The sequence below is a fragment of the Synechococcus sp. R5-12 genome, from assembly GCF_047502655.1.
Lineage (GTDB): Bacteria > Cyanobacteriota > Cyanobacteriia > Thermostichales > Thermostichaceae > Thermostichus.
This window is the reverse complement of sequence record NZ_JANSIM010000031.1, coordinates 22,579-29,861: the sequence shown is the minus strand read 5'-3', so window position 1 is coordinate 29,861 and position 7,283 is coordinate 22,579. Positions and strand designations below refer to the sequence as shown.

Annotated in this window: 6 protein-coding genes; all 6 read left to right on the top strand. The window is 59.1% G+C overall.

Annotated features, from left to right (window positions below; all coding sequences use genetic code 11):
- The first annotated feature begins 57 nt into the window (after positions 1-57).
- The 6 genes from NW843_RS02405 (at position 58) to infB (ending at position 7,257) form a co-directional block, all read left to right on the top strand.
- A complete protein-coding gene (locus NW843_RS02405; protein ID WP_011432764.1) occupies positions 58-624 on the top strand; it encodes a thylakoid membrane photosystem I accumulation factor in 567 nt (188 codons plus the stop codon).
- Positions 621-905, top strand: coding sequence for a hypothetical protein (locus tag NW843_RS02400; protein WP_041436379.1), 285 nt, complete (start codon positions 621-623; stop codon positions 903-905). The genes NW843_RS02405 and NW843_RS02400 overlap by 4 nt, the downstream gene beginning before the upstream one ends.
- Positions 906-956: 51 nt before the next feature.
- Positions 957-1,826 carry a prohibitin family protein gene (locus NW843_RS02395; RefSeq protein WP_148202707.1) on the top strand — a complete coding sequence of 290 codons (870 nt, stop codon included), beginning with the start codon at positions 957-959 and terminating at the stop codon, positions 1,824-1,826.
- A 515-nt stretch (positions 1,827-2,341) separates the two neighbouring features.
- Positions 2,342-3,361: an HD domain-containing phosphohydrolase gene (locus NW843_RS02390; protein ID WP_414522012.1), complete on the top strand. Its 1,020-nt coding sequence runs from the start codon at positions 2,342-2,344 to the stop codon at positions 3,359-3,361.
- Between the two features lie 44 nt (positions 3,362-3,405).
- Positions 3,406-3,696: a YlxR family protein gene (locus NW843_RS02385; RefSeq protein WP_414522011.1), complete on the top strand. Its 291-nt coding sequence runs from the start codon at positions 3,406-3,408 to the stop codon at positions 3,694-3,696.
- A gap of 396 nt (positions 3,697-4,092) precedes the next feature.
- Positions 4,093-7,257 carry a translation initiation factor IF-2 gene (gene infB, locus NW843_RS02380; protein WP_414522010.1) on the top strand — a complete coding sequence of 1,055 codons (3,165 nt, stop codon included), beginning with the start codon at positions 4,093-4,095 and terminating at the stop codon, positions 7,255-7,257.
- Positions 7,258-7,283 lie beyond the last annotated feature (26 nt).

The following is a 7,283-nucleotide window of genomic DNA, read 5'->3' as shown; positions in this document are numbered from 1 at the left end:
GCCCGCTCCGTACCGCTTTAGCGGTCGGAGTCGGGTAGTTTACAAGAGGATGAGATCATGCTGTTGCTTCGTATCTTCCTGGTGGCTCTGCTCATCGCTTTGACAGGTTGGTTTTCCCCTCCCGCCAGCGCCCTGCTCAACGACGACCGTTACGATGGCAACATCTTTGCCCTCTACGGGGCCAACGGCGGCATGATCCCCCCCCGCGTTTCCTTGAAGCAGGCAAAAGAGCAAGGGATCCCGGCCCTCCTCGTGTATTACATCGATGACAGTAGCGATTGCAAAAAATACGCCGCCACCATTGCCAACCTGCAGGTTCGCTACGGGCTGGGGGTCTATTTCATCCCCTATTCCGTCGATTCCCTCCTGCCCGGCGACGAGCGCGGCCAATACTACACCGGACAAGTGCCTCAAACCCTCCTCTTCGACCCAGAGGGAAATATCGTCTATCAATCCGTCGGCAACCGCCCCATCACCGAGGTGGAAAACGCTATTCGCGCCCTCTTCAAGTTGGATCCCGTTCCTCCAGGGCTGATCAAAGCCAAACCCTTCAACGAGATCCAAACCGGATTTGCCGGATCCCGTTCTCCCCAAGCCTACCCCCCCACAAAAGCCCAGCCGTGACGGCCAATCCCGATCCCTTTGATCCTCTCGAGGCTCTGCAGGAAAAACTCCAGAGTCTCCAGGCTCGTCTTGCCGACCTCAGAGAATTGGAGCGCATAGCCCAGCTTTCCCCTGAACAATGGGCCGAAATCCAAGCTGAAGCCAGTCAACTGGAGCAACGCCTGCAGGCTTATGTGCTAGAGGTGTTTAATCCTGTCCCCGCTACCTTTTGGCAGGTGGTACGCTTCGGCGGCCTTGGCCTGCTGCTGGGCATTGCCCTGCAGCGCTGGGTGCTGAGCTAGCCAGCACACCTCTTAAGATAAAAAAGCTCTTGGATCCCGGAGCCCTTGCCCATGCGCATGCGACGCCCTAGACCATTTAGTCTTGACCGCAAGACTTCGCGCTTTCTGCCTCTGCTGGGCCTGCTTTTGGCGCTGCTGACCCTCCTGCCCCGTTGTCTGCTGGTTGTCCAACCCGGCTACGAAGCCGTCATCTTCAACCGCCTCACGGGAGTGGAAATGACTCCCCGCCGCGAGGGGATCCATCTGCTGATTCCGGTGCTGCAGTTCCCCACCCTTTACGATGTGCGCACCCAAACCTACAACATGACCAGCCGAAGTGAAGAGCGCAGCGTCAAAGCCGACGATACCCTCACCGCTCTCACTGCCGATGGGCAACGGGTGGATCTGGATGTTTCGGTGCGCTATCGCCTGGATCCGGATCGGGTTCCCGAAATCCATCGCAATGTAGGCCCCGATTACCTGAACAAAATTATTCGCCCCGCCTCCCAAGCCGTGGTGCGCAATGTTATCGCCCGCTATTCGGCCATTGGCGTTTATTCTGAGCAACGAGCTGAAATCCAAGAACAAATTGCCGCTGAGCTCTCTCGCCTAATGCAGCCAGAAGGGCTGGTGCTGCAGAGCTTGCTCTTGCGCAATGTGGAATTTTCCAAAGAGTTTCAGTCGGCCATCGAAGCCAAACAAATTGCCGAGCAAGAGAAGCAAAGAGAAGTGTTTCGCGTAGAGCAGGCTCAACTCATCAAACAACGAATGATTGTCAAAGCCAGCGGTGAGGCCCAAGCCATCGCCCTCAAAGGGGAAGCGCTGCGCAGCAACCCGAACGTCATCCAGCTCGAGTATGTCCGCAACTTGCCCGACGACATCCAAGCCATCGTCAGCGAGCAAAACACCATCCTCAATCTGGGGGACTTTCTCAACAAGTAATCGATTCGAGAGTCCCAAGTTAGGATTGGATCCATCCAGTTCAGGTGCATCCACTCCAAGCCCGTTCTCAACAGACCATCAGCCCCAGCCCCTCTCCCAGAGAAGTGTTGCTGCTGTGCCCCTTAATTTCTTGATGGGCCGTAATTCTCGGCCTTTGCATTCATTTTGCATTCATAGAGAACCCAGCACTCTCCGGTACTCCGGGGGCCAAATACCAGGCCCGACACTCAACTGGCAAGCTGACGTAGGAGCCTGGGGAGTTGACTGGGGCATCCACTCTCCGGAGCATCTGTATCAGACTAAACAGAAGGAGGCTGCCAGGATATCTAGGCTTTGTACAATTGCTCACAAAGCCCTGGGTTGATGGGAGAAAACCCTTCCCTTTCCCGGAGCAGCTCAGTGTAAAGCCTGATGCTCTTTTTTCTCTGATGGGATTACCGTAGAGGTGTTGCTACTGGGATCCTGCAGTGACCAGCTTTTCCTGTGCCCAACTCGCCAAACTCGAGATGCCCAAGATGCCCGTGACAGTTGGGATCCCTGTCACACCTTCTGCGGATGAGGCGGATGAGACAGAGATCGGTCATCTTTTGATCGTCGATGATCAGCCCAACAGCCGCCTGCTGCTGGGGGATCTGCTGCAGAGCATTGGCTATCGGGTCAGCGAGGCCGAAAGCGGCAATCAAGCCCTGCAAATGTTGAAAACCTTCCAGCCGGATCTGATCTTGCTGGATGTCATGATGCCGGGGTTAGATGGGTTCGAGGTCTGTCGACGCATCAAAGCGAATGACGAGACGCGTTTGATCCCGGTGGTATTGGTTACAGCGGCCAGCGATCGCAAAAATCGCGTGCGCGGTATTGAAGCTGGGGCAGATGATTTCTTGAGCAAGCCCTTTGACGAGTCGGAATTGTTGGCGCGGGTGCGTTCCCTCGTTCGCCAAAAGCACCTCAATGAAGACTTGGATCATGCTGCTCAGGTTCTGTTCGCCATTGCCCGCAGTGTGGAAAGCCGGGATCCCACCACCGGGGATCACTGTGAGCGCCTGGCACAAATGGCCAAGAGCTTCGGCGAGTTTTTGCATCTGCCCCGTCCCCTGATCAAGGTGCTGATATGGGGAGGTTACCTGCACGACATCGGCAAAGTGGGCATACCCGATGCCATTTTGGGTAAAACAGGCAAGCATACGCCGGAAGAGTGGGAGGTGATGAAATCCCATGTCTTGATCGGGGAGCAAATCTGCCGCCCACTGCGCACCATGAAAGAGGTGTTGCCCCTCATCCGCCACCACCACGAGCGTTGGGATGGCAGCGGTTATCCCGACGGCCTCAAGGGGGAAGAGATCCCCCTGGTGGCCCGCATCTTTCAGATCATCGACATCTACGACGCCCTCACCTCAGAGCGACCTTACAAGCGAGCGTTCACCGTTCAAGAGGCCATAAGCATCTTGCGGGAAGAAACAGCCAGAGGGTGGCGGGATCCCCAGTTGGTGGAGTATTTCTTTGAGTTTCTGCGATCGCAGGCGCCAGATTTGGAGTAGGCTAGATAGGGCTTGCTTGTAGTGTACCAGCAGGATAGAGTCTCTTGCCGGGTGCCGATCCGCTGCGTCGTTGTGTAGGGTGTCGCCAGTTGTTTCCTCGCTCACAACTGTGGCGGCTGGTCAGACAATTTGATTCCCACCAAGTGCTTTTGGGCGGGGGTATGGGGCGCTCTGCCTATGTCTGTCGGCGGCTGGAATGTCTGCAAGCAGCCCGGCGCAAGCAACAGATAAACCGAGCCCTCAAGGCACCGGTGCCTGACTCGTTGTTCCAACGGCTGCTGGATTCTCTTGAGCAAGGTTCCCAGGGACATCTCCTCCAAAAGCCTGAGCCTTAGAGGTATTCCCAATGTAGGTAAGATATTCAAAGCGCCTCTTCAGGTTCGCTAAGTTGCGAACCACACGGCAGCCCCTCTCAACTGTCAGAATGGGAGTTGGCTGGAAAACTGAGGCCAAGTGGGATGAACTGCAGAGAGGTTATTCTGGAGGCGCTGTTGACATTTGCTCGTTCTTCCTCGGTTGCTTTACTGGATGTCCCCTGTGGATGTTGCCAGAGCAGCTTCAGACCTGGGTTCCCTTCAGGCCGGATCCCCGGAGGATTGCCGAGCTGTTCTCGATGCGCCGGAGGAAGCCCCCGCAAGCCCGAAAGGTTCGGCTCAACCCAATAACTTGGTTCCCATTGAGTTTGGATAGTAAAACTGACGAGAAGTAAAGGAGCAGAGGCTAGCAGACGAATGACCGATAAAGTTCGAATTTATGATATTGCCCGTGAGATGGGGCGTGACAGTCGGGATGTGCTGGAGGTTTGTGAGCAACTGGGGATCCCTTTCAAAACCCACAGCAGCACCATTTCTCCGGAGCAGGCTGAGTTGGTGCGCAGCAAGCTGGGCGCCTCCCGCATTGTGAAGCCTCCTCAACCCCGGCCCAAACCCCCATCTGAAAACCTCCCGCCGGAGCCTCCTGCTGAAGCCAAAGTCGGTGAGCGCCCTCAGCAGAAAGCGCCCGGCACCGCTAGCGCGATCGTCGGCATTCGTCGGCCCACGCCCGTTCAGCAGCAAGCCCCAGTTGGCGAGGCCAAGACGGCTGAAACTCCGCCGGCTGCCAAGCCCTCGCTGTCTCGACCTGAGCGAGTCTCCCCCGAAAAGGGATCGGCTGGTGGTGCTCAGCTCATAGGCCCACCGCGGCGGCAGGTTACCCCTCTTGTCCGCTCGTCTGAGGCCACCCAAAAGCCGGAGACTGTTTCTCAACCGGCAACCCCTCCCACTCCCTCTGAGTCTGCCGCGGCCAAAGCCAGCAGCTCCGAGCCCAGTTCTGTGGCCAAGCGCCCAACTGTGCTCACCCCCCCTCAACGAGCTACCTCCGGGACAAAACCGCCGGCAGAGCGGCCTGAACCGCCGCAAAAAGCTCCCGAGCCCAGTCGCCCCAGCCCCTCAGAAGCACCATCCCCCAGCCGCGCCCGTGCCCCTCAGCCTGCGGAAGAAAAAGCTCCTTCTCCTCCACCTGCGCAGCGCCCCCGTCCACAACTGGTGAGCGCACCCGTTCGCCCTGGCACGCGCTCCCCGGCAACCAAAGAAGACAGTGTCAGCAGCAGCAAAGTCGGTGAAGCTCCTCGTCCGCAGCGGCGGATGGAATTGGTGGGGCCCCCTACCCGTCCTGTGGTCAAGCCGGCTCCCCCTGACCCAGATGCTGCCTCTCCCTTGCCAGAAAGAATCCCTGGGGAACGTCCCAGCCCAGTGTTGGCGGAGGCTCCCGTAAGACCTACCCCACCCAAGGTCAAGCGCAAAACGGAAGAAGAAGAGGACGACGAGCTACAAGCTCTCAGTCGGCGGGCTGCCCGCGTCCAAGCCAAACGCAAACGCAGTCGGAGACGGGGGGAAGGAGATGGAGATGGTTTGGATTTGGATCCCATGACCATCATTTCAGCGGTCAAGCAGGCTGAGCTGAACGCCCTCAAGCCCTTGGCTCGCCCCACCGCCAAGCCTCCTTCCTATCGCCCACCCGCGGCAACGGCTGCTCCCTCTGCCCGCCCCCGCCCTGCTGCCCGTTTGCAGCAGCAACCTACCTCCGCTGAGGCTGGTGCTGCCGATCGCGCTAGCGGGACAGAGCCCTTGCCCGAAGAGAAGGTGTTGCTCTTGGATGGCAGCCTCACCGTTCAGGAATTGGCCCATCGCCTGCGCGTGGCCGAAACTGAGATCATCAAAACCCTCTTTTTCAAGGGGGTGATGGTGACCATCAACCAGGTCTTGGATGAGTCGCTGGCCGAGTCGGTGGCCAAAGAGTTGGGCTACGAGATTCGCCGGCCCAAGGCAGAACCCGAGGCTAAAAAAACCGAAATGCTGGACGTGGAGGACATCGACCATCTGGTCTCGCGTCCGCCGGTGGTGACCATCATGGGCCATGTGGATCACGGCAAAACCACCCTCCTCGATGCCATCCGCGACACCAAAGTGGCGCAGGGAGAGGCTGGCGGGATCACCCAGCGCATCGGTGCCTACCATGTGGATGTGAACTTTGAAGGCCAGAAGCGGCGCATCGTTTTCCTGGATACTCCTGGCCACCAGGCTTTTACCGCCATGCGCGCCCGGGGAGCCCGCGTCACCGACATTGCGGTTTTGGTGGTGGCCGCCGACGATGGGGTACAACCGCAAACTCTGGAAGCGATCAGCCATGCGCGGGCGGCTCAGGTGCCGATCATCGTGGCCATCAACAAGATCGACAAGCCCGGCAGCCAGCCGGAGCGCATCAAGCAGCAGTTGGCGGAGCACGGCCTATTGCCAGAGGAGTGGGGTGGCGACACGCCCATGGTGGAGGTGAGCGCTCTCACCCGCCGTAACCTGGATGCTCTGCTGGAGATGATCCTATTGGTGGCCGATGTGGCGGAGCTGCAGGCCAACCCCAATCGTCCCGCTCGCGGCACGGTGATCGAGGCCCACTTGGACAAAGCCCGCGGGCCAGTGGCCACTTTGTTGGTGCAAAACGGCACCCTGCGGGTGGGGGATACCCTGGTGGCCGGCGCAGTGCTGGGCCGGGTCAAAGCGATGATGGACGACCGCGGCCAGCGGTTGCAGGAAGCTGGGCCGTCTTCGGCGGTACAACTGCTGGGCTTGGATGAAGTCCCGGCAGCCGGCGATGAGTTCCAGGTTTACACCGACGAAAAAGAGGCCCGTCGCATTGCCCAAGAGCGGGCGGAGGTGCTGCGGCAAACCCGTCTACAACAGGCGCTGCTGTCTCGTCGCGTGAGCTTGGGTAGCGTTTCCGCCAAAGCCCAAGAAGGTCAGCTCAAGGAGTTGAACTTGATCATCAAGACGGATGTCCAGGGATCCGCCGAAGCCATCCAGACAGCGTTGCGGGACTTGCCCCAAGAGGAAGTCCAGCTGCGGGTTCTGCTGGCGGCCCCTGGCGAGATCACGGAAACCGACGTGGATTTGGCTGCGGCCAGCGACGCCATCATCCTCGGCTTCAACACTACCCTGGCCCCCGGCGCCCGTCAGGCTGCCGATGACAAGGGTGTGGACGTGCGGGAGTACGACATCATCTACAACCTGCTGGACGATCTGCGGGCAGCGATGGAGGGCTTGCTGGAGCCGGAAGAAGTAGAGGAGCCGCTGGGTCAGGCGGAGGTGCGCATGGTGATCCCCATCGGGCGCGGTGCGGTTGCCGGCAGCTATGTGCTCTCGGGCAAGGTGCAGCGCAATGCTCTGGTGCGAGTTCGTCGCAAAGGGGAGGTAGTTTACGAAGGTCGTCTAGACTCCCTGAAGCGCTTCAAGGACGACGTGCGGGAGGTGGCTGCCGGCTTCGAGTGTGGGATCGGCATCGACAAGTTCCAATCCTGGCAGGAAGGCGACATCATCGAGGTGTACCAGATGGTCACCAAGCGGCGGACGCTGGCCTCTGTCTAGCTTCATCAAGGCACTTCAGGTTGGCC